This is a genomic window from Pelagibacterium montanilacus (assembly GCF_003992665.1).
In the GTDB taxonomy this organism is placed as follows: Bacteria; Pseudomonadota; Alphaproteobacteria; order Rhizobiales; family Devosiaceae; genus Pelagibacterium; species Pelagibacterium montanilacus.
This window is the reverse complement of the sequence record NZ_RZMX01000015.1, coordinates 53584-74741: the sequence shown is the minus strand read 5'-3', so window position 1 is coordinate 74741 and position 21158 is coordinate 53584. Positions and strand designations below refer to the sequence as shown.

Sequence of the window (21158 nt, the reverse complement as noted above, 5' to 3'; positions counted from 1 at the left end):
ACACGGGGGACATCCATCCCGCCATGATTCACGTGAAACAGGGACAGAACCATGAGCGACTATGCCGTGATTGTTGTGGGTGGAGGCCATGCGGGCTGCGAGGCGGCGGCAGCCGCAGCGCGTCTGGGCGTGCCCACCGCTCTTGTGACTCATTCGCGCAAGACGATAGGCGAGATGAGCTGCAATCCGGCCATAGGCGGACTGGGCAAGGGGCACCTGGTCCGCGAGATCGACGCGCTGGATGGATTGATGGGGCGGGTCATCGACGCATCCGGCATCCAGTTCCGACTGCTCAACCGCCGCAAGGGCCCTGCGGTCCGCGGGCCCCGCGCCCAGGCGGATCGGGCGCTCTACCGCAGTGCCATGCAGGCAGCGCTGGCCGAAATCCCCAATCTCGACATTATAGAAGGCGAAGTGGACGATATCGAGGTGGCGGAAGGCGCGGTCCGCGGCGTCCGCCTTCTCGATGGGCGGGCCTTGATGACTGAACGCGTGGTGCTCACCACGGGAACATTCCTGCGCGGGCTCATTCACCGGGGCGAGGAAACGATCCCCGCAGGCCGGGCCGGGGAGAAGCCGGTGCTGGGGCTCTCTACGCGCCTTGAGGCGCTCGGTCTTTCGCTGGGACGCCTCAAGACCGGCACACCGCCGCGGCTCGATTCCCATTCGATCGACTTCTCGGGGCTCGAGGAGCAGCCGGGCGACAATCCGCCAGTGCCGTTCTCGACGCTGACCCGTGCCATCACGACGCGTCAGATTTCGTGCCATCAGACCCGGACGACCCCGGACGCCCACGCCCTGATCTCTGCCAATATCGGCCGATCCGCAATGTACTCGGGTCGGATTCAATCGCGGGGGCCACGCTATTGCCCATCGATCGAAGACAAGATCGTGCGGTTTGCCGATCGGGACAGTCATCTGGTGTTCCTCGAGCCCGAAGGGCTCGACGATCCGACCATCTATCCCAACGGGCTTTCGACCTCACTGCCGGAAGATGTCCAACTGGCTTTCCTCCAGGCCATGCCTGGACTTGAGAACGTTCGGATCCTCCGCCCGGGCTACGCCATCGAATATGATCACGTGGACCCGCGGGAACTTGACCGCACATTGATGCTGCGGGCCTTGCCTGGGCTCTACCTTGCCGGCCAGATCAACGGGACGACCGGCTATGAGGAGGCTGCCGCCCAGGGGCTGCTGGCGGGCGCCAATGCTGCCCTAGGGGCAAAGGGAGACGATCCGCTCGTTCTCTCGCGCACCCAGTCCTATACGGGGGTGATGATCGACGATCTGATCACCCATGGTGTCAGCGAGCCCTATCGCATGTTCACCTCGCGGGCCGAGTTTCGTTTGCACCTGCGAGTGGACAACGCGGACCAGCGGCTCACCGATATCGGCATCGGCAAGGGGCTGGTGAGCCCAGAGCGCGAGATGGCACACAGGACCAGGTCGGAGAGCCTCGATCATTGGCGTGGGCGGCTGGACGCGCTCAGCGCGTCGCCGAGCGAGGCGCGCAAGGCGGGGCTCAAGGTCAATGCCGATGGGGTCCGTCGTTCGGCCTTCGACATCATGAGCTATCCGGGTTCCGAGCGGGAGGCCATTGCCGGACTTTGGCCCGAAGTGCTCGAGGTTCCTGACGAAATCTACGAGCAGCTTGCTGTGGACGCTCAGTATGCGGTGTATCTCGACCGGCAGGCTGCGGATGTCGCGGCGGTGCAGCGCGATGAGGCGCGGGAGATTCCGGGCTGGCTGGATTTCAACAATCTCTCCGGGCTGTCCAATGAAGTCAGACAGAAGCTGGCGGCGCATAAGCCGCGCACCATAGCGCAGGCTCAGCGAATCGAGGGCGTGACCCCGGCAGCGATCCTCTTGATTCTCTCGACCATCCGGCGCGGCATACCCGTGAAGAAGGCGTCCTGAGTGCCCGCGCTATCAGATGTTTTCCAGTATGCGGCCTCGTATGGACGCGAACCCGCTGATGTTCAAACGGAGCTCGTTGCTCTGGTCGGGCTGCTCGGGAGATGGCAGCGCGTGCAGAATCTGGTTTCACGTGAAACACTGGACGACGCCTGGATCCGGCATGTCCTGGATTCGCTGCAACTGCTGCCCCTGATTCCCGAGGGGCCTTTGCGGATTGTGGACATCGGATCCGGCGGCGGATTCCCGGCGCTGCCTCTGGCCATCGCGTTGAAAGCGGCCCCGGTGCGCCTTCATCTGCTTGAAGCCAATGCCCGGAAATGCGCCTATCTCAATGCGGCCAAACGGGAACTCGGGCTGGATATCGCCGTGCACTGTGGACGGATTGAATCGATTCCGGCAGAAGCGGTCGGTGGCCCAGCTGATGTCCTGACTGCACGTGCCCTGGCGCCCCTGGACGTGCTTTTCGGATACCTTGAGCCGTTCTGGGGACCACAGACCCGTGCGCTGCTGCACAAAGGGCGGGAATATGGTGAAGAAATCGCTAAGGCGGATTCAGTATGGCGCTTCGATGTGGTACATCATCGGAGCAAGACCGACGCGCAGGGTGCAATCCTCGAGATCGCGAACCTGAGCAGGCGCTGAGCGCCAGCCGGCCGGCACGGACACGTCATTGAAACCGCAACTGGTTTCGGAGGACCAATGCATCCCCGTATCCTGACACTGGCGAACCAGAAGGGCGGCGTCGGCAAAACGACAACCGCTATCAATTTGGCCACGGCGCTTGCCGCCATTGGCGAGAGGGTGCTGATCGTCGATCTCGATCCTCAGGGCAACGCCTCGACCGGGCTCGGCGTGGGCAGGGCGCAAAGGGACCGGTCTTCCTACGATCTCCTGCTCGGAGAAGCGACCGTCGCAGAGGCTGCTGTCGTGACGGAGGTGCCCAATGTTGCGGTCGTGCCGTCGACGCTGGATCTGCTCGGGGTGGAGCTGACCATCGCTTCGGCCCGTGACCGGGCGTTCAGGCTTAAATCGGCTCTGCGCGACGCCGATGCGGTGACGGTCGAAGGGCGACCTGTCACCTATGTTCTGATCGATTGTCCCCCGTCACTCAACCTTCTTACGATCAATGCGCTGACGGCCGCCGATGCGGTTCTTGTGCCTATGCAGTGCGAGTTCTTTGCGCTTGAGGGTTTGAGCCAGCTGCTTCAAACCATTGAACAAATCCGATCGACACTGAACCCTGGGCTTTCGATCCAGGGCGTGGTGATGACCATGTTCGACAAGCGCAACAATCTCTCCGAACAGGTGCTCAGCGATGTGCGCGGTCATATGGGATCGCTGGTCTATGATACGGTGATCCCCAGAAATGTCCGGCTGTCCGAGGCGCCATCCTATGGTAAGCCTGCATTGCTTTATGACCTCAAATGTGCCGGGAGCCAGGCGTATCTTCGCCTTGCGACCGAAGTGATCAGGCGCGAACGCCAGTTGCGGGCTGCGTGATGGAGACCGACAGGATGACCGACAAACCGACACGACTTGGCCGGGGCCTTGCAGCGCTTATCGGTGACATGGGCCCGGTCGAGGCGCCGCGCAGCTTTCCCACCAGCCAGGGCGTCCGGCGCCTGGCACTGGATTTCATCACTGCCAGCCGCGCCAATCCGCGTAAGGATTTTGACAGTGACCAGCTCGAGGAGCTGACCAATTCAATCCGCGAAAAGGGCGTCATGCAGCCGCTGCTGGTGCGGCCGAGTGGCGATGATCCCGATATGTACGAGATCATTGCCGGGGAGCGGCGATGGCGGGCGGCCCAGCGTGCCGGGTTGCACGACGTTCCGGTGATCGTCCGGGACGTGGACGACAAGGAAGCGCTCGAGCTTGCGATCATCGAGAATGTGCAGCGGTCTGACCTCAATCCGCTCGAAGAGGCGCAGGGATATGGCCAGCTCATGGACCAGTTCGGGTATACCCAGAACGATCTGGCCCATGTGATCGGAAAATCGCGCAGTCATGTGGCCAATACGCTGCGCCTGTTGCGCCTGCCGGACGAAGTGCGGGTGATGCTTGGCCGCGGGGAATTGACCGCCGGTCATGCCCGGACGCTGATTACGGCCAGTGATCCGGTGGCGCTCGCCCGCCGGATCGTAGATGACGGGCTTTCGGTGCGTGAGGCCGAGGCGCTGCAGCAGGAAGGTGCTGCGCAGCGGCAGGCGGGAAGTGGAGCCACGGCGGCACCGAAAATCGCGCAGCCCAAGGACGCCGACACGCTGGCGCTCGAGCGTCAGCTTTCCGATGTGCTGGGCCTCGCTGTAACGCTGGACCACAAGGACAAGGGCGGCCGGCTGGAGATTCGGTACAAGACTCTTGACCAGCTCGACGCGGTGTGTTCGCGGCTTTTGCGCTGATTATTCGAGCAATTTCAAGGCAATAGGCGCGCGCCGGTTAACCTTGGTGCGCGATTGGCGTGGCCGTGTTTCACGTGAAGCGCAGACATACATTGTAATTGAAAACTATTGTTTGTCTCGGTCGAACAGTCCAACGCATGGATCGCGATGTTCGTTGACCTTGATCTTGGCCCAATCTTATTGAATCAGAGCAGGAACTCTGAGCGCTCGATTTGTCGCGTTTCCGAACCGGAAAGTGTTTCCATCCGAGATCCCGGTCTGGGACAGGCATTCCCCGGGGAACGCTCTAGCGGCGGGCCGCGGCGAGGCAGACAGCCAGCATGGCCTGCCGGGCGGCTGCTTCGGCGATCTGGGGCTGCTTGCGGGTCTGGGCGACGGCTTCGGTCAGCCGCGCGCAGGCATTGGCAAGCGCATCGTCGGACCAGAGCCGCAATTGCTGCTCGACGATAGACTTCCGCGAGAAATGCACTCGAGGCACTGACCGGGCGACGACATCGCCTGCCGCGGCGCCCTGGTCGATTTCGGCCCGCATGGCCCGCAGACGCTGGAAATGAGCCAGCACGATGATGAGGATACGCTGGGTATCATTGCCCGCTGCCAGGGCTCGGCTCAGCGCCAGATCGAAATTGCGGGCGTGACCGGTGCCGATCGAATCGGTCACCCCGTCTATGGCAAGGGCGGCGTTGTCGCCGCAGAGCGTCAGGACGTCGGTGATCGCCAGATGCCCGCCCTTGTCGGCATAAAGGGTGAGCTTCTCGAGCTCCCTGCGTGTGATCTGCCGGTCATTGCCCAAGATATCGCGCAGAATGGGCACCAGCCCGGTCTCGAGCGTGATTGATTCGGCTTCGAACGTCTGACGGATCAGAGCATCGATGCTTTGCCCGGAATCGGCATAGCAGGGCAGGGCGCGGGCGTCCTTGCGGGCTTCGGCGCGCTTGCGCAGCGCGTCGGCGGGCCGCAAGTCTCCGGCTTCGGCGATGATATGAGCGTCCGAGACGTCAGGCAGCAAATCCTCAAGGATGGGGCCGAGCTTGCCGTTGGCCGCGCGGATGCGGATGGTCTTGGCGCCGCCGAACAGCGAGGTTGTCCGCGCCTCGATCCCGAGGCGCTGGGCGTCGGTCTCGATCTCGCTCATATGCAGAACGACAACGCTCTCGGGCTGCGGGGTGTCACCGGCATAGCCGCGCACCAGGCGCGCCGCGTTCTCGCTCACCAGGCCGGCATCGGGACCATAGACGAGGACGAAGGCGACGGCGGGATCGGGCCGGGAAAGAAACGCTTCGATGTCGCGCCCCTTGAGGGCGGTCATGGTGTTCGCGCGGCGTCCGCAAGAAGGGCAAGGCGAACCGAATCGGCGAGCGCGCGCACGGCGTTTTCCGAGGCGCTGGTGGCGCCGGCGTCGCGCGAGAGCGAGGACCCGGCTGTCCGATATCCGGCCGTCGTGGTGCGACGATCGGAGCGAAGCACGGATTCGCCCTCGGTGATGGTGAACGCCGCTGTCGCCGTAACCTGACGGTCGGTGACGGGGCTGTCGATATCGCTCACCCCGACCTCTGCCGTCGAAACGGCCAGTTGGACGTCGAGTACGGGCGCCAACGGGTCGGCCGACGGGGTCAAGCTGGACGACAGCGCCTGGAAGAACACCTGCTCGAGCCTGTTGTCGGGCGCCGCATAGCGATAGGGGCCGGTCTGGGGCCCGGCCGTCGAGTGCACGGGCGCAAGCGTGCATCCGGCGACGAGCGCCGTGCCGATGATGGCCAGGGTGAGGGCGGTGAACCGCCTCTTGATGTCAGGCGACCACATTGACGATCCTGTTGGGCACGACGATCACTTTCCTTGCGGGTTTGCCGTCCAGAATGCGCGCAACAGGCTCCAGTGACAAGGCCGCAGCTTCGACCTGATCGGTCGGGGCATCCTTGGGCAGGGAGATTTCGCCACGGCGCTTGCCGTTGACCTGTACCGCCAGAACCACCGTATCGTCGACGAGGAGCGCGGGATCGGGCACGGGCCAGTCGGCGTCGCAGATCAGCGTCTTGTGGCCCATGGCCTCCCAGCAACTCTCGGCCAGGTGCGGCATCATCGGTGCGATAAGCTGAACGAGGTGCTCGAGTGCCGTGCGCAGGGCGTTCTGGCGCCCGATCGAGGGCTCCTCGACCGCAAGCGGCACAAAGCGCGAGACCGCATTGGTCAGTTCATAGATCTGGGCGACCGCGCGATTGAAGCGCAGGGCGCCCACATCGCCGGTCACCTGATCGACGGCCCGGTGGCTGACCTTGAGCATGGCGGCGCTTTCCGGATCATCGCTCGCAACCGTGCTCGGGGATTGCTCGAGGACGGCCCGGGCGTCGCTGACCAGCTTCCAGACCCGCTGGACGTAGCGCCAGGCCCCCTCGATGCCCGCCTCGGTCCACTGTACGTCGCGCTCGGGCGGGGAATCGGAGAGCACGAACCAGCGGGCGGTGTCCGCGCCATAGGTCGAGATCATGTCGTCTGGATCGACCACGTTCTTTTTGGACTTGGACATCTTCTCGACCGAGCCGATGACGAGGTCCTCGCCGGTCGTTGCGTGCCGGGCCGCACGGTCTGTGACGGACTGATCGAGCACGACATCGGCGGGAGCAACCCAGTTGCCCGAGCCATCCTTATAGGTCTCGTGGGTCACCATGCCCTGGGTGAACAGGCCCTTGAACGGCTCGGTCACGTCCAGATGGCCGGTCGCCTTCATGGCGCGGGCAAAAAAGCGCGAATAAAGCAGGTGGAGGATCGCGTGCTCGACCCCGCCGATATACTGGTCCACCGGCAGCCAGGCGTTGGCTACGGCAGGTATGGTGGGAGTATCGGCGTGCGGCGCGGTGAAGCGCGCGAAATACCACGAGGAATCCACGAAAGTGTCCATGGTATCGGTTTCCCGGCGCGCGCTTTCCCCGCATTCGGGGCACACGACGTCGAGAAACCCCTTGTGCCGGTCGAGCGGGTTGCCGGGGGTGTCGAAGCTGACGTCCTCGGGCAGCCGGACAGGCAGGTTCTCGCGCGGGACGGGGACGACGCCGCACTGGTCGCAATGGATCACCGGGATGGGGCAGCCCCAATAGCGCTGGCGGGAAATGCCCCAGTCGCGCAGGCGGTAATTGACCTGGCGCGTGGCCTGGGGCTTGCCCTCGACCTTACGGGTTTCGAGCGCACGGGCGACCGCGTCCTTGCCGTCCTCGATGGACATCCCATCGAGAAAGTCCGAATTGTAGAGCGTGCCGGGGCCGGTATAGGCCTCGGTGCCGACCGAGAAGGCCGCCGGCTCGGTCTCGGGCGGCAGAACGACGGGGCGCACGGGCAGGTCATAGGCCCGGGCGAAGTCCAGGTCGCGCTGGTCATGGGCCGGGCAGCCGAAGATGGCGCCCGTGCCGTAGTCCATCAGCACGAAATTGGCCACATAGACAGGCAGTTTGCGCTCGGGATCGAAGGGATGGGTCGCTTCGAGCGTCGTGCGGTAGCCCTTCTTGTCGGCGGTCTCGATGGCTTCGGCGGATGTGCCCAGGCGCCGGCATTCGGCGACAAAGGCCGCCAGCTCGGGGTCGGACGCAGCCAGACGGGCCGAAAGCGGATGGTCGGCCGACAGCGCGATGAAGGCGGCGCCAAAGAGCGTATCGGGCCGTGTGGTGAACACTTCCACGGCGCGGGCGTCGGCCGCTGTGCCGTTGGCGATCGCGAACCGGACTTTCAGGCCCTCCGAGCGCCCGATCCAGTTACGCTGCATCAGACGGACCTTCTCGGGCCAGTCCTCGAGGGTATCGAGCGCGGTCAGGAGCTCCTCGGCATAGTCGGAGATTTTGAGGAACCACTGGGTGAGTTCGCGCTGCTCGACGAGCGCGCCCGAGCGCCATCCGCGGCCGTCGATCACCTGCTCATTGGCGAGCACGGTCTGGTCGACGGGGTCCCAGTTGACCTTGGAGGTCTTGCGGGTAACGAGCCCGGCCTCGAGGAAATCGAGGAACAGGGCCTGCTGGCGGTGATAGTATTCTTCGTCGCAGGTGGCGAATTCCCTCGACCAGTCGAGAGAAAAGCCCATGGCCTGGAGCTGGGTGCGCATGGCGGCGATGTTGGCGTAGGTCCATTCGCGCGGATGGATGTTGTTGGCCATCGCGGCGTTTTCCGCCGGCATGCCGAAGGCGTCCCACCCCATCGGATGGAGCACGGTCTTGCCGCGGGCGCGCTGGAACCGGGCCACCACATCGCCCATGGTGTAATTGCGCACGTGCCCCATATGGATGCGCCCTGATGGATAGGGGAACATCTCGAGGACGTAATAGGGATCCTTGGGATCGGCAGTATCAACGACGAAGCTCTTGCGCTCGGCCCAGAGATTTTGCCAGAAGGGTTCTTTCTCGCGCGGATTGTACCGCTCGAACGCTTGTGCCGTCACGATGGTTCGCCCGTGCCTTGACTTGAGTTTGAAGAGAAATTTGGCTCGCCGACCATCATCAGAAAAGCGCAGAAAGGTCAACCATCGCCATGGATCGCGCCACCCCGGGCGACGCTGCCCTCCGCCTCGCCGACATCAATGCCCGCATCGATCGGGCCGCCTCCCGGATCGAGGGCCGGCAGGCCGCGCCCAAGCTGGTGGCGGTTTCCAAGACCTTCGATTCCGAGGCCATCGCGCCGCTGATCGCCGCGGGCCAGCGGGTCTTTGGCGAGAACAGGGTGCAAGAGGCGCAGACCAAATGGCCCGGGCTCAAGGCCGAAAACCCCGATATCGAGCTGCATCTGATCGGCCCGCTCCAGACCAACAAGGTCAAGGACGCTGTGGCGCTGTTCGACGTGATCGAGAGCGTGGACCGCGACAAGCTGGCCGGGGCCCTGGGCAGGGAGATGGAAAAGCAGGGGCGCCATCTGCCGTGCCTTGTGCAGGTCAATATCGGGGACGAGCCGCAAAAGGCGGGAATCGCGATCGCCGAGACACAGGGTTTCGTCGCGCGCTGCCGGGACGAACACGGGCTCGATGTGGTGGGCCTGATGTGCATTCCGCCCCTCGAGGAGCCGCCCGGACCCTATTTCGGCCGGCTGGTCCAGCTTGCTGACCGGTGCGGGCTGGCCGTGCGCTCGATGGGCATGAGCGCGGATTTCGAGACAGCCATTGTTCTGGGCGCAACCCATGTGCGGGTCGGGTCGGCCCTGTTCGGCAGCCGCGGCTGACCGAAAAGGCCCGGATTTTGAACCATTTGCCTGTCCTGAACGTATATAGGGTAACGCCGATGTGATTCTTCGCGCCGCTCAGTCCGGCTAGAGTGGGCGCCGCATCAAAACCGCAACGTTTTTCGAGGGTTGACCAGATGATGAAGCGCCGCCTCGCCATTGTGGACGACGATCTGGATCTGCGCGGCGGTCTGGCAGAACAGCTCGGTCAATATCCCGAGTTCGCCGTTGCCGAATACGGCACGGCGGCCCAGGCCCGGGAGGTCGCCAAATCGGGCCAGGTGGAGCTGATGCTGCTCGATGTCGGGCTGCCCGACATGGACGGAAGAGAAGCGCTCAAGTTCATGCGCGATGCAGGCTTCCGGGCGCCCGTCATCATGCTCACCGGTCAGGACAGCGAGGCCGACGAGATTCTTGGGCTCGAAAGCGGGGCGAACGACTACGTCACCAAGCCCTTCCGGTTTTCGGTGCTCCTGGCGCGCATCCGGACCGCCTTGCGCCAGCACGACCAGAGCGAGGATGTGGTCTTCACGATCGGACCCTATACGTTCCAGCCCTCGGCCAAGCTGCTCGAGGCGAGCGACGGGGGCAAGGTGCGGCTGACCGACAAGGAAACCGCGATCCTGAAATTTCTCTACCGGCAGGGCTCCAAGACCATATCGCGCGATATCCTGCTCTCGGAGGTCTGGGGCTACAACAACCGGGTCACCACCCACACGCTCGAGACCCATATCTACCGGCTGCGCCAGAAGATGGAGCGCGATCCCTCCAATGCGCGTCTTCTGGTCACCGAAGAGGGCGGGTATCGCCTGATCCCGTGAGGGCCTGTCGCGGCCCTGCCGAACCGTCCAGGTCCCTTGCGGTGCGAGGGTCGGCCCGGAGCCGCGTTTGCCATTCTTATGGAAACACCTGTCGCTGGGCACCGTTGCGATTTGCCCCGGGCGAAAAGTGTGGCACCTATAGGCGATGGTTGACTGGGGGCACATATGAGCGAAGACGAGATCATCGCAGCGTTTCGCGATCTCGATCTCTTCGATTGTTTCACGTCCGACCAGCTCCGGCTTCTCGCTTTCGTGGCCGAGGAGATCGAGCTGGCGGCCGATGAGAATCTGTTCGCCGCCGGCACGCCTGCCGATGGTGGCTATGTGCTTGTGGAGGGCACGCTTTCAGCACTCGAGGACGGGGTTGCCGCCGACCGGGCCTATCGGGTCACGCCACCGGCCCTGGTGGGCGAGATCGGGCTGATGCTGGCGCGGCCCCGCGGCACCACAGTCTCGGCCAGGGAGGCGTCCCGGCTGATCTTCGTGCCGCGGGAGGCGTTCTTAAAGCTGGTGCGCCAGGACGCCGATCTCGCCATGCGGGTATCGGGGCTGCTCAAAGGGCGGCTGGCGCGCTATATCGAGCCCATCACGCGCCTTTCGCACAAATTTTCCGACAAAAGCTGAGGCGTTCGCCGCGTCGCATCCTGCGGTGCGCTTACGCGAAGGCGATCAACACCGGCACGTGGTCGGAGGGTTTCTCGGACCAGCCACGGGCCGGGCGCAGGATGTGGGCGGCGCGGGCGCTGGACGCGACGTCCTGCGTCGACCAGACATGGTCGAGCCGCCGGCCGCGATCGGAAACATCCCAGTCCTTGGCGCGATAGCTCCACCAGGAATAGATCTTTTCCTCGTGCGGGATGTGCTGGCGCACGAGGTCAACCCAGTTCCGGCGGGCGAGAAGGGCATCAAGCGCCTCGGTCTCGACGGGGGTGTGGGAGACCACCTTGAGGAGCTGCTTGTGGCTCCAGACGTCGTTCTCATGGGGGGCGACGTTGAAATCCCCGCAGATGATCTGGCGGTCGTCAAACGCGACATCGTCGAACCAGTCGGTCATCTCGGCGAGAAAATCGAGCTTGTGGCGGAACTTGGGGTTCCGGGCCGGGTCGGGCTCATCGCCACCGGCGGGAATGTAGAAATTGTGCACCGTCACCGGGCCCAGCCCGAAATCGAGACGCGCCGAAACGTGCCGGCTGTCCGGGATGTTGCAGAACGCGCGCCGGTGGGTTTCCGCGATGGGGGTTTTCGAGAGGATCGCCACCCCGTGATAGCCCTTCTGGCCGTGCACCGCCTGATGGGCGTAACCGGCCTCGGCCAGCGCCTTTGCGGGAAACTGGTCGTTGGTGCACTTGATCTCCTGCAGACACAACACGTCAGGGTCGTGCTGGGCGAGGAAATCGAGGACCAGCGGCAGGCGAAGGCGGACCGAGTTGATGTTCCAGGTGGCAAGTGTCGGCATGGGGCGGTTTCGATCCGGCAAAAGGGGGGCAGGGCATGACGCGTGCCGATGTTATCGCCGCTCGATCACGGGGCGTAAACCCCCGCGGCCCGGCCGCCCCTGGATGGCCCGGTGCCGGCCCTTACTGCTGGACGGTGCGGTAGGTGGGGTCGATGGTGAAATAATGATTGGGGATCTCGACGTTCTTTTCCATGTCGTAAATGGAAAAGGTCGTTTCCACCCCAGAGGGCTCGATCAGGCTCCACTGGGCCAGATCGAGCGTCTGGCGGTCAAAGATCAGCGAGACCTGGACCGTGCCGATGGGGCTGTCGTCGCTCAGCATGACCGATACGTGGCTCTCGCTCAAGACCACATCGGAGAGATCGGTGTTGATCAGGGACACTTCGTCGCCCAGGAACTGGCGCAGGGGCACGTGCTCCTGGGCATAGGCGTATTGAGTGCGCTCGGCGCGGTCGATGACGTAAAAGCCACGGCCCTGGGAGATGATCTCCTCACGACTGGGCGGACCATAGCGGAAGCGCACGCGATTGGGCCGCGAGACCCAGAACGTGCCCTCGATGCGCTGGCCCTGGCCGTCGATCTGGAGGAACCGGCCGGCCATGGTGCGGATGGCGGTGTTGTGGGCCGAAATCTCCTGGAGCAGGAATTCTTCGTCGGGGGTGAGCGTGCGGGCCTGGGCATGCGCGGCCAGGGGGCTGAGCGCGACGCCGGCAGCGGCGATAAGGAACGAGCGGCGGTGCATGACGGGCAACCTCTTGGAGTTGATCCTGGGCTTTGGACTCGGAGTTAAGGGCCAAATGCGGCAGGACGAGGTTTGTTGCCTTGTCGCGTCACGTCAAGTGATCGTGAGCGGGCTGGACCCGATCGTGTCGATCGGGCTCTTGGCTGGCGGGGCGCTCAGTAACCGTCGGCGTTGTCGCCCACGAGCACCTCGCGCTTGCCCGCATGGTTGGCCGGGGAGATGATCCCCTCCTGCTCCATGCGCTCGATCAGGGTCGCGGCCTTGTTGTAACCCACCGACAGCCGGCGCTGGATATAGGAGGTGGAGGCCTTCTTGTCGGTCAGAACGATGTTGACGGCCTTGTCGTAGAGTTCGTCGCCCGACCCGCCATAGGCGCCGTCGTCGGAAAAGCCGCCGCCCTGATCCTCTTCTTCGGACGTGATCGATTCGAGATATTCGGGCGAGCCCTGGCTCTTGAGATGGGCGACGATATCCTCGACCTCGCCGTCGGCGACAAAGGCGCCGTGCAGGCGTTTGATGCGGCCGCCGCCGGCCATGTAGAGCATGTCGCCATTGCCCAGCAGCTGCTCGGCGCCCTGTTCGCCCAGAATGGTGCGGCTGTCGATCTTGGAGGTGACCTGGAAGGACACGCGGGTGGGGAAGTTGGCCTTGATGGTGCCCGTGATCACGTCCACCGAGGGGCGCTGGGTGGCCATGATGATGTGGATGCCGGCGGCGCGGGCCATCTGGGCCAGCCGCTGGATGGTGCCCTCGATGTCCTTGCCCGCCACCATCATCAGATCGGCCATTTCGTCGACGATGACCACGATATAGGGGAGCGGTTCGAGATCGAACTCCTCGGATTCAAAGATCGCCTCGCCGGTCTCCCGGTCGAACCCTGTCTGGACGGTGCGGGTGATGACCTCGCCCTTGCCGGCGGCTTCGGCGACGCGCTGGTTGAAGCCGTCGATGTTGCGCACGCCGATCTTGCTCATCTTCTTGTAGCGGTCTTCCATTTCCCGCACGGCCCATTTGAGCGCCACCACGGCCTTGGCCGGGTCGGTGACCACGGGAGTGAGCAGGTGCGGAATGCCGTCATAGACCGAGAGTTCGAGCATCTTGGGGTCGATCATGATCAGCCGGCACTGCTCGGGGCTCATCTTGTAGAGCAGCGAGAGGATCATGGTGTTGATGCCGACGGACTTGCCCGAACCGGTGGTGCCGGCGATCAGAAGGTGCGGCATGCGGGCCAGATCGACGATGATGGGTTCCCCGCCGATGGTCTTGCCCAGGCAAATGGGCAGCTTGGCCTTGGCCTTGTCGTAGTCCGAACAATCGAGAAGCTCGCGCAGGAACACGGTCTCCCGGGTCTTGTTGGGCAATTCGATGCCGATGGCGTTGCGCCCCGGGACCACCGCGACGCGGGCGGCGATCGCGCTCATGGAGCGGGCGATGTCGTCGGCCAGCGAGATGACGCGCGAGGACTTGATGCCGGGGGCCGGCTCGAGCTCGTAGAGCGTGACCACCGGGCCCGGACGCACATTGATGATGTCGCCCTTGACCCCGAAATCCTCGAGCACGCCTTCGAGCCGCTTGGCATTGGCTTCGAGCGCGTCCGGGTGATGTTCGGGGCTGACCTGATTGCCCGAGGGCGCGGCCAGGAGATCGAGCGGGGGCAACTCGAAATCCCCCGCGGGCAGGAACGAGGTCTGGGCCTCGCGCTGGGGGCGGCTCGAGGGTGCGGGACGCGGGGAAGGAGCGACGACGCGCGGGCTGGTGCGCTGGCGGGCCACAGGCTCGTCGCGGGGCGCGATGTCGGCTCCATCGTCCTCGTCATAGTCGAAATAGTCATCCTCGGCCTCGCGGTCCGGCTCGACCGGTCCGTCGAGCCAGGGCTCGGTGGGGCCCGAGGCCGCATAGGGCGAGGCGCGGTCGAGCTGGGGCTCGCTGCGCGGCGGGGTCCATTCCTGCTGTTTCCTGCGCGCGGCGCGAAGGCCGGCCAGCCGGCGCCCGGCGGCGAGAACCGAATAGCCCAGATGGGCAAAATATCCGGCGATCACGGTCGCCATGCCGTCACGGTCGTCGGTGTCGGTGTCTTCGCTCTCGTCACGCTCGGGGGCAGGCGCCTTTCGCGCCTTGGAGGGGGTCTTGCGGGCGGTCGGGGCAGGGCGCTCGGGACGGGCGCTGACGACCAGGCAGAGCGCGGTCGGCAGGGCCAGCGCCGCGCCATAGGCGAGCGCGGTCCATCCCTGGGCCGGACTGCCCATGAGCGTGGTGTAGAGCCCCTGGAAGCCCGCGCCGACAAAGCCGCCAAGGCCAAGGGGGAGCGGCCAGCTTTCGGGCACGGGGAGAAGGGCGAAGATCCCGCAGGCAAAAAGCGCGGAGACCAGCCAGCAGACAAGGCGCAGAACAGGCCGGGACGGCACGCGGCGGCGAATCATCGCATAGGCCCAGACCAGCGGGGGCGCGGACATAACCAGCGCGCCCAGCCCCATGACCTGAAAGGCGATATCGGCCATCACGGCGCCGGGAAAGCCCAACCAGTTCTCCACCGGCTTGTCGGTGGCATAGGACAGGCTCGGATCGTCCACCGACCATGAGGCGAGCGAAGCGAGCATGATCGCAAACAGCGCGAGCACGACGAGCCCCACGGCCCTGAGGGGAATGGTGATGGCGAGGACCGGGCCGCCGGTTCGTGTCTGGTCGAAATGCGCGGGATTAAGGGACATGGCGCAGGAAGTGCCTCGTTACGCAGTACCGTTCGGGCAGGAGGCTACACGGGCATGGTTAACCTGCCTTTAAGGCGGGAGGCACAGAACGAAAAAGGGGCCCCAAGGGGCCCCGCGCAGCGCCGGAGAGGGTATGCAGCCCACACCATTTGCGAGTGGGAAAGCCTTCTTGATGTGGGGTCAGGAAGGGATGCGGGCTGCATGCCGCCAGCGGCGGAAACGCCGGGGGAAGTCGCCCTCCCCCGGCAGGATCGTTTGTCCGATCAGAACTCGGGATAGGCTTCCACGCCGATCTCGGCCTTGTCGAGCCCGAGGGCTTCGTCATCCTCGGATGGCCGCAGGCCCATGGTGGCCTTCAGGATCGCCCAGACGATGAAGCTGGCCACGAAGACGAACACGCCAACGACCACGATCGAGAGCAGTTGTGCGCCCAGATTCGCGTCCGGATTGGTGAAGATCACCGCGATGGTGCCCCAGATACCGGCGAACAGGTGGACCGGAATGGCGCCGACGACATCGTCGATCTTGAGCTTGTCGAGGAGCGGTACGGTGACCACAACGATCACGCCACCCACGGCGCCGATGATGGCCGCGGTGCCCAGGCCCGGGGTAAGCGGCTCGGCGGTGACGGCCACGAGACCAGCCAGCGCGCCGTTGAGCACGAAGGTCAGGTCGGTCTTTTTGTAGATCATCGTCGTCAGGATCATCGCAGCCAGTGCGCCGCCGGCGGCGCCGGCATTGGTGTTGGCCATGATCCGGCCCACATCGGCTACGTCACCCACCGAGCCCATGGCGAGCTGGGATGCGCCGTTAAAGCCGAACCAGCCCATCCAGAGGATGAACGTGCCCAGTGTGGCGAGGGCCATGTTCGAGCCGGGCATGGGGTTGACCGTGCCATCGGGGTTGAACTTGCCGGCGCGGGCGCCAAGAAGGATCGCGCCAGCCAGAGCCGCCCAGCCACCGACCGAGTGCACGACCGTCGAGCCAGCGAAGTCGAGAAAGCCCATGGCGTCCAGGAAGCCGCCGCCCCACTTCCAGGAGGCCTGGATGGGATAGATGAAGGCGGTCAGAACGAACACGAAGATCATGAACGGCACAAGCTTGATGCGCTCGGCCAGGGTGCCCGAGACGATCGAAGCGGTCGTGGCGCAGAACATGACCTGGAAGAAGAAGTCCGAGCTGGTCGCAGCGTAGCCGAAATCGTCGGCGCCGTCGGCGGTAATGCCCACTGCTTCGAGTATGGCGATGCCGAAGGCTCCGACATAGCCGCCGGTCTCGTCAGACCCGATCGTCCAATTGCCCAGCGGATACATGAGGTTGTAGCCGATCAGGTAATAGGCGATCGCCGCCAGCGAGAACAGTCCGACGTTCTTGACCAGCTGCATCGAGACGTTCTTCTTGCGCACGAGGCCGGCCTCGAGCATCGAGAAGCCTGCCGCCATCCACATCACGAGGATGCCGCCCAGGATCATGATGAAGCTGTTGAGAATGAAGACGACGTCCGCAGACACGCCCTCGGAAAGGGTTTCGGTCACCGCTTCCTCGACGATCTCGGCATCCTGGCCGAGTGCTGGAAGGGCGATGAGCAGAGAGGCGAGGGCCGCCGTGCCCAGAATCTTTGATGGTTTGAACGCGGTCATTTTTGTTTCTCCTAAATGGGCTCGCGCCTAGAGCGCGTCGGCACCGGTTTCACCGGTCCTGATGCGAATGGCCTGTTCGAGATCCAGGATGAAAATCTTGCCGTCGCCGATCCGTCCCGTTTGGGCCGCATCCTTGATGGAGGTCGCCACGGCATCCACCTGTGCGGCGTCCACGGCGATCTCGACCTTGAGCTTGGGCAGGAAATGGACGGCGTATTCGGTCCCGCGATAAATCTCGGAATGGCCCTTCTGGCGCCCGTACCCTTTGACCTCGGTCACCGTCATTCCGTGGACGTCCAGCGAGTTAAGCGCCTGGCGAACCTCTTCCAGTCGTGACGGTTTTATAATTGCAATCAGCAGTTTCATGGGGTGCTCCTTTCCGAATCCGCACCTGACATGGACATATGGACTCAAGAGCCGTGCCAGTCTCGGAAAATAACGTGGAACTCATTGATAAATATAAGAAACATCATCGGGCCTACCCAGCGTCGCAGTTCCGCCCCAATCCGATCTGCCTATAAAATGTGCACAATGATGCGGCATGGAGAGCAATGATGAACAATATTGCATCGCTCTGCCCTGAGGGTCGGTGTGGCGAAATGAACCTTGATGGCGGGGGGCTGCAGGGCGCATTGTGCGGGCGAAATACACTTGGAGCTATGCCATCATGAGCGCCAACACCGAACGGTTCGACCTCATCATCGTGGGCGGCGGCCCGGTGGGCCTTTCTCTGGCTGCCAGCATCGAAGCATCGGTCAGGGGCGCGCGCATCGCCGTTCTCGATCGCAGGGCCATCGCCCCGGCTGGCGATCCGCGGGCTTCGGCGATCGCCGCGGGCGTGCGGCGGCTCTTCGAGGCGATCGGGGTCTGGAATGGGATGGCCACGGGCGCGAGCCCGGTCAATGCCATGACGATTACCGATTCCGGTGGCTCGGACATCAGCCGGCCTGCGCTTCTGTCGTTTTCGGGGGATGTGGCGCCGGGAGAGCCCTTTGCCCATATGGTGCCCAATACCGACATCTCGCACGCCCTGATCGCGGCTCTCGGGCCGGGGACGACGGCGCTCGGGCCTGTCGAGGTGGTGGACATCGTGCCGGGCCCCAACAGTGTGCGGGTCGCGCTTGCGGAGGGGCGCGTCCTGGACGCGCCGCTGGTGGTGGGCGCGGATGGCAAGGGGTCGACGGTACGCTCGCTGGCCGGGATCAAGACCTTTACGCGCGCCTATGGGCAGAACGGGCTGGTCACCACCATCACCCATGAGCGGGCGCACGAGGCGACGGCCTACCAGCATTTCCGGCCCGGCGGCCCGTTTGCGTCCCTGCCGCTTCCCGGGCGCCGTTCGTCTCTGGTCTGGACAGAGACCGCCAAGCGGGCACAAGAGCTGGCCGGATGGTCCTCCGACGCGCTGGCGCGCGAGATCGAGACGGTGACGGGCGGGGTGCTCGGGGCGATCGAGGCGGTGGACCCGATCCAGTCCTATCCCCTCTCGCTCCTGGTCGCGCGGCGCTTCGTGGGCCAGAGGCTGGCGCTCGTGGGGGATGCGGCCCATGTGATTCACCCGCTGGCCGGCCAGGGGCTCAATCTGGGGATGAAGGATGTGGCGGCCCTCGCCGAACTGGTGGTCGCGGCCATGCGGCGCGGCCAGGATATCGGGGCGCCGGCGCTGCTGGCGCGCTATGAGCGCATGCGCGGGTTCGATACCGGGCTGATGGCGCTGGCCACGGACGGGCTCAATGGCCTGTTTTCCAACGATATGGGCGTGTTGCGCGCGGTGCGGGATCTGGGCCTGTCGGCGGTGGACCGGGTGGGGCCGCTCAAGACCGGGTTCATCCGGCATGCTGCGGGGCTCGAGTCCCGGCTTGGGCTGGTGCGCGGCAGAGCGCTCTAGAGTAATCCTGATCTGATTCAATCAGACCAGGACATACTCTGAAGGCCAGAGAACGCCGGGAGGGCCGTCAGCGCAGGGTCGCGATTTCCTCTTCAGTCACCTTGCGGGCGGCATCGAGAACAAGGAGCGGCACGCCATTGCGAATCGGGAAGGCGTAGCGCGCCACCACGGACACCAACTCGCTCCGATCTTCGGTCAGCGAAAGACGGGTCTTGGTGATCGGGCAGACGAGCATTTCAAGGGTCCGGGGGTCGACCTCACCGGTGGCCCGTCCCCCCGCCCTCATTGCAGCACCACCCCGGCGCTGGCCCGTGCCATTTCCATCTCGGCGAGCGCAATCAGGGTCTCGGCGCGCTCATAGAGGGTGGCTGCCTCAAGGAGCGCCTGCTTTTCCCGCGCATCATGCGGGCTGAGCATGGCGGCGAGATTGACCAGCTCGCCGGTGTCGGTGTCCTCTACCTCGTCCCAGTCCACCTCGATCTGGGCAAACTCGGCATAGTCGCGCAGGGTCTTGAGCAGCCGGGGCCGGTCGATGCGTTCGACCCCGAACTCGGAATCGAAATCGCAGCCATAGCCGACCGTGGAGATCTCGGCCTGCCGGTAGGGGGTGTCCGCCTCGATTTCGCGGATGGGAGAAAACCGGCAGATGCCTTCGAGGACGATGAAATAGCGCTCCTCGGCCTGTTCCTCGAAATGGGTGAGCCGGCCGATGCACCCCACACGCTCGAGAGCGACGGGGCCGAGCGGGGCTTCCTGGTCGGTCTGGCGGGGCTGGATCAGCCCGATCATCCGGTTGCCGGCGAGCGCGTCGTCGACCATGGCGATGAAGCGCGGCTCGAAGATGTTGAGTGGCCGGTGGGCGTGCGGCAGCAACAACCCCCGCGAAAGCGGGAAGAGCGGCAGCACGTCCGGCAACTGGTCTATGCTGGCGGGACGGAGCATGATCGTCCGCTGGCCTTTCTCGCCGGAGATCCGGCGGCTGAAGTCGCCTTGTGATCCGATGGCGACTCGAATGGACAGGCATTAAGCCTCTGAAGCCCATCCCTTCTGACCGAATCAGGGTGGGAGCTCCAAGTCTCTGAGTTGTCGCGTTTCCGAACCGAAAACGCTCTAGCGGAACAGCAGCGAAGAGAGCGCGCGCCGTCCCTTGACGGTATCGGGGTCCTTGGGGCCCCAGGCCTCGAACAGTTCGAGCAGCTTCTTTCTGGCGCCGTCGTCCTGCCATTCCCGATCCCGGCGCATGATGTCGATCAGGCACTGGACGGCGGTCTGGCGGTCGCCCCTGGCGTTGGCGACGACCGCCAGGTCGAACCGGGCTTCGTGGTCGTCGGGATTGGCCGCAATACGCGTGGCCAGCGCAGCGGGATCGCCCAGCGTGGAGGCTTCACGCGAGAGCGCAATGATCTTGCGCAGCGCGGCGATTTCAGAAGCGACGGAATTGTCCTCCGGAAAGCTGCCCAGAATGTCTTCGGCGGCCTCGAACTCGTCGTGCTCGATCTGGATGCGGGCGATCCCCAAAAGCGCAAGAGCATTCTCGGGCTGGCGCTGGAGGACGTGGGAATAGAGCTGGTAGGCGCGCTCATACTGCTTGTCGACCAGCGCGGCATCGGCGGCCTCGAGCGCTGCGGTGATTTCCGCCTCGCTCTTGTCGGGCCCGCCGATTCCGGCGCGCTGGGCGGCTTCCACGAGCTTTTTGGCGAATTTTTCGATCTCGGACTGGGGCAGGGCGCCCATGAACCCGTCCACGGGCCGGCCGCCGAGGAAGGCGAAGACGGCCGGGATGGACTGTACGCCCATCTGACCGGCCAGCGCCTGGTTCTCGTCGACATTGATCTTGACGAGGCGAATGGCGCCCTGGTGGGCACGGGTCACCGCTTCAAGGGCCGGGGTGAGCTGTTTGCAGGGGCCGCACCAGGGGGCCCAGAAGTCCACGAGCACCACGCCCTTCTGGGACGCGGCGATCACATCCTGCTGGAACTGTGCGGTCGAGGAGTCCACGATCAGGGAGTCGGCCGAGGGTCCGGGTGTCGCGCCCGCGGCCAGTTGGGGAGTTGAAACCAGATCCATTGTCAGTCGAGGTCCGTTCGAGTTTGGCTGTTCAAGCATACCGCACCGTTCGCGAGTGCCTTACACCAATGTCCGCCTTCACGCAAAATGCCCGATGACGGGCGCGCTGGGGAATCTTTGCGGCTTGTGCGTGCCAGACGCGAAAATGGGGTTGCAATTGTGTTTTCCCTTCGGCATATAGGCTCGCGTTGCGCCCACGCCAAGAGGGTGCACGGAAACGGAATGCGGGCGTAGCTCAGGGGTAGAGCATAACCTTGCCAAGGTTAGGGTCGTGAGTTCGAATCTCATCGCCCGCTCCAGTTTCCATCGCCACGGGGCGAATTGATCTTT

At 64.4% G+C, this 21158-nt stretch carries 19 protein-coding genes and 1 tRNA gene; 9 read left to right on the top strand and 11 right to left on the bottom strand.

Annotated features, from left to right (window positions below):
• Positions 1 to 51 precede the first annotated feature (51 nt).
• Genes mnmG through EO136_RS07000 form a run of 4 tightly spaced genes read left to right on the top strand, consistent with a single transcriptional unit; the run spans position 52 to position 4319 of the window.
• Complete coding sequence (mnmG, locus tag EO136_RS07015; protein WP_127143756.1) at positions 52 to 1917, top strand: tRNA uridine-5-carboxymethylaminomethyl(34) synthesis enzyme MnmG; 1866 nt, start codon at positions 52 to 54, stop codon at positions 1915 to 1917.
• Positions 1918 to 2559, top strand: coding sequence for a 16S rRNA (guanine(527)-N(7))-methyltransferase RsmG (gene rsmG, locus EO136_RS07010; RefSeq protein ID WP_127143755.1), 642 nt, complete (start codon positions 1918 to 1920; stop codon positions 2557 to 2559).
• Between the two features lie 57 nt (positions 2560 to 2616).
• A complete protein-coding gene (locus tag EO136_RS07005) occupies positions 2617 to 3417 on the top strand; it encodes a ParA family protein (protein WP_127143754.1) in 801 nt (266 codons plus the stop codon).
• Positions 3418 to 3431: 14 nt separating this feature from the next.
• On the top strand, positions 3432 to 4319 hold the full coding sequence (locus EO136_RS07000) for a ParB/RepB/Spo0J family partition protein (protein ID WP_164730477.1): 888 nt from the start codon (positions 3432 to 3434) through the stop codon (positions 4317 to 4319).
• A gap of 286 nt (positions 4320 to 4605) precedes the next feature.
• Here EO136_RS07000 and holA read toward each other — a convergent pair whose 3' ends face one another.
• From holA to leuS, 3 genes are read right to left on the bottom strand one after another with little or no spacing between them, the layout of a single operon-like run.
• A complete protein-coding gene (gene holA, locus EO136_RS06995) occupies positions 4606 to 5628 on the bottom strand; it encodes a DNA polymerase III subunit delta (protein WP_164730476.1) in 1023 nt (340 codons plus the stop codon).
• Positions 5625 to 6122, bottom strand: coding sequence for a hypothetical protein (locus EO136_RS18555; protein ID WP_164730475.1), 498 nt, complete (start codon positions 6120 to 6122; stop codon positions 5625 to 5627). Before EO136_RS18555 ends, holA begins: the two co-directional genes overlap by 4 nt.
• A complete protein-coding gene (gene leuS, locus EO136_RS06990; protein WP_127143751.1) occupies positions 6109 to 8736 on the bottom strand; it encodes a leucine--tRNA ligase in 2628 nt (875 codons plus the stop codon). The genes EO136_RS18555 and leuS overlap by 14 nt, the downstream gene beginning before the upstream one ends.
• An 89-nt stretch (positions 8737 to 8825) precedes the next feature.
• Between leuS and EO136_RS06985 the strand changes: the two genes are divergently transcribed.
• The 3 genes from EO136_RS06985 (at position 8826) to EO136_RS06975 (ending at position 10951) form a co-directional block, all read left to right on the top strand.
• Complete coding sequence (locus tag EO136_RS06985) at positions 8826 to 9506, top strand: YggS family pyridoxal phosphate-dependent enzyme (RefSeq protein WP_127143750.1); 681 nt, start codon at positions 8826 to 8828, stop codon at positions 9504 to 9506.
• A 137-nt stretch (positions 9507 to 9643) separates the two neighbouring features.
• A complete protein-coding gene (locus tag EO136_RS06980) occupies positions 9644 to 10327 on the top strand; it encodes a response regulator transcription factor (RefSeq protein ID WP_127143749.1) in 684 nt (227 codons plus the stop codon).
• A gap of 165 nt (positions 10328 to 10492) precedes the next feature.
• Complete coding sequence (locus tag EO136_RS06975) at positions 10493 to 10951, top strand: cyclic nucleotide-binding domain-containing protein (protein WP_127143748.1); 459 nt, start codon at positions 10493 to 10495, stop codon at positions 10949 to 10951.
• 31 nt (positions 10952 to 10982) lie between these two features.
• Here EO136_RS06975 and xth read toward each other — a convergent pair whose 3' ends face one another.
• The 5 genes from xth to EO136_RS06950 form a co-directional block, all read right to left on the bottom strand.
• Positions 10983 to 11783 carry an exodeoxyribonuclease III gene (xth, locus tag EO136_RS06970; protein ID WP_127143747.1) on the bottom strand — a complete coding sequence of 267 codons (801 nt, stop codon included), beginning with the start codon at positions 11781 to 11783 and terminating at the stop codon, positions 10983 to 10985.
• Positions 11784 to 11904: 121 nt separating this feature from the next.
• Positions 11905 to 12525 carry a LolA family protein gene (locus tag EO136_RS06965; RefSeq protein WP_127143746.1) on the bottom strand — a complete coding sequence of 207 codons (621 nt, stop codon included), beginning with the start codon at positions 12523 to 12525 and terminating at the stop codon, positions 11905 to 11907.
• A 155-nt stretch (positions 12526 to 12680) separates the two neighbouring features.
• On the bottom strand, positions 12681 to 15233 hold the full coding sequence (locus EO136_RS06960; protein ID WP_127143745.1) for a DNA translocase FtsK: 2553 nt from the start codon (positions 15231 to 15233) through the stop codon (positions 12681 to 12683).
• Between the two features lie 263 nt (positions 15234 to 15496).
• Positions 15497 to 16873, bottom strand: a complete 1377-nt coding sequence (locus tag EO136_RS06955) for an ammonium transporter family protein (protein WP_127143744.1) — start codon at positions 16871 to 16873, stop codon at positions 15497 to 15499.
• A gap of 27 nt (positions 16874 to 16900) precedes the next feature.
• Entirely contained in the window at positions 16901 to 17239 is a 339-nt protein-coding gene (locus tag EO136_RS06950) for a P-II family nitrogen regulator (RefSeq protein ID WP_127143743.1), read from the bottom strand.
• 301 nt (positions 17240 to 17540) lie between these two features.
• On the opposite strand from EO136_RS06950, the gene EO136_RS06945 reads away from it, so the two are divergent.
• Complete coding sequence (locus EO136_RS06945) at positions 17541 to 18761, top strand: FAD-dependent monooxygenase (RefSeq protein WP_127143742.1); 1221 nt, start codon at positions 17541 to 17543, stop codon at positions 18759 to 18761.
• A 67-nt stretch (positions 18762 to 18828) separates the two neighbouring features.
• Here the strand turns inward: EO136_RS06945 and EO136_RS06940 are convergent, their stop codons facing one another.
• The 3 genes from EO136_RS06940 to EO136_RS06930 all read right to left on the bottom strand — a co-directional run bounded on the left by EO136_RS06940 (position 18829) and on the right by EO136_RS06930 (position 20828).
• On the bottom strand, positions 18829 to 19047 hold the full coding sequence (locus tag EO136_RS06940; protein ID WP_127143741.1) for a Trm112 family protein: 219 nt from the start codon (positions 19045 to 19047) through the stop codon (positions 18829 to 18831).
• Positions 19044 to 19703, bottom strand: a complete 660-nt coding sequence (locus tag EO136_RS06935; protein ID WP_127143740.1) for an LON peptidase substrate-binding domain-containing protein — start codon at positions 19701 to 19703, stop codon at positions 19044 to 19046. Before EO136_RS06935 ends, EO136_RS06940 begins: the two co-directional genes overlap by 4 nt.
• Positions 19704 to 19871: 168 nt before the next feature.
• Positions 19872 to 20828: a thioredoxin family protein gene (locus EO136_RS06930; protein WP_127143739.1), complete on the bottom strand. Its 957-nt coding sequence runs from the start codon at positions 20826 to 20828 to the stop codon at positions 19872 to 19874.
• Positions 20829 to 21052: 224 nt separating this feature from the next.
• Here EO136_RS06930 and EO136_RS06925 point away from each other — a divergent pair.
• A tRNA-Gly gene (locus tag EO136_RS06925) sits at positions 21053 to 21127 on the top strand.
• Positions 21128 to 21158 lie beyond the last annotated feature (31 nt).